We start from the raw sequence: 1,071 nt of genomic DNA, 5'->3' as shown, positions 1-1,071 counted from the left end.
CATTCTCTTCCACAGAAGACCCTGTAACCGCACCAATATCTAAAGGGGAAGGAAGAAAATCAATTACAGCATCTAGCGTTCTCTGAACCCCTTTATTCTTAAATGCAGATCCACATAAGGTAGGAATCATTGATCCATCTATAGTTGCTTTACGCACTGCACTCTTTATTTCTTCAGGCAATAGCGGTTTATCTGATAAAAATTTTTCCATTAATTCTTCATCATATGAAGCAACCTCTTCAAATAAGTTTTGGCGCCATTTTTTTGCCTCATTTTTCATATCATCAGGAATCTCACCATATTCAAAATTAGAGCCGTCATCAACCGTGTATAAAATAGCTTCCATTTTAATCAAATCAATCAATCCAGTAAACATATCGCCTGATCCAATCGGCAGGACTATTGGCACCGGATTTGCACTTAACCGTTCCTTAATCATTGTAAGCACATTAAAGAAATCAGCCCCCGCTCTATCCATTTTATTTATAAATGCAATTCTAGGTACATTATACCTATCTGCTTGATGCCACACTGTTTCAGACTGAGGCTCCACACCGCCAACTGCACAAAAAAGAGCAATGGCTCCATCAAGAACCCTTAGTGATCTTTCAACTTCAATAGTAAAGTCTACATGGCCTGGTGTATCAATTATATTAATACGGTTACCCTCCCAAAAAGCAGTCGTAGCAGCAGAGGTAATAGTTATGCCACGCTCCTTCTCTTGATCCATCCAATCCATTGTTGCAGCACCATCATGAACTTCGCCCAATCGATGCGTTCGACCCGTGTAATATAAAATTCTTTCAGTGGTCGTAGTCTTGCCTGCATCAATATGTGCCATAATACCAATATTTCTTACATGTTTGAGAGAGATATTTTTCATAAACTACCTAAAATGTGAAAATGCCTTATTTGCCTCTGCCATTCTATGTGTATCTTCTTTCTTTTTAACAGAAGATCCATCATTATTTGCAGCAGCAATTAGTTCTGCAGCTAAACGATCAGCCATAGTCTGGCCTTTACGCGCTTGAGAATAACTAATAATCCAGCGCATAGCTAAAGCCAATCTAC

Annotated in this window: 1 protein-coding gene and 1 pseudogene; both read right to left on the bottom strand. The window is 38.8% G+C overall.

The features are described from left to right. On the bottom strand, positions 1–883 hold an 883-nt coding region (locus tag AMO08_RS02900), incomplete at its 3' end, for a GTP-binding protein (protein ID WP_143323804.1). Between the two features lie 3 nt (positions 884–886). After that, a pseudogene (locus AMO08_RS02895) lies at positions 887–1,071 on the bottom strand (30S ribosomal protein S7); the annotation flags it as partial.

It is taken from the genome of Candidatus Pelagibacter communis, assembly GCF_001180205.1.
Taxonomy (GTDB): domain Bacteria; phylum Pseudomonadota; class Alphaproteobacteria; order Pelagibacterales; family Pelagibacteraceae; genus Pelagibacter; species Pelagibacter ubique_O.
Note: the sequence above shows the minus strand (reverse complement) of the source record. Positions and strands in the feature narration are given on the sequence as shown.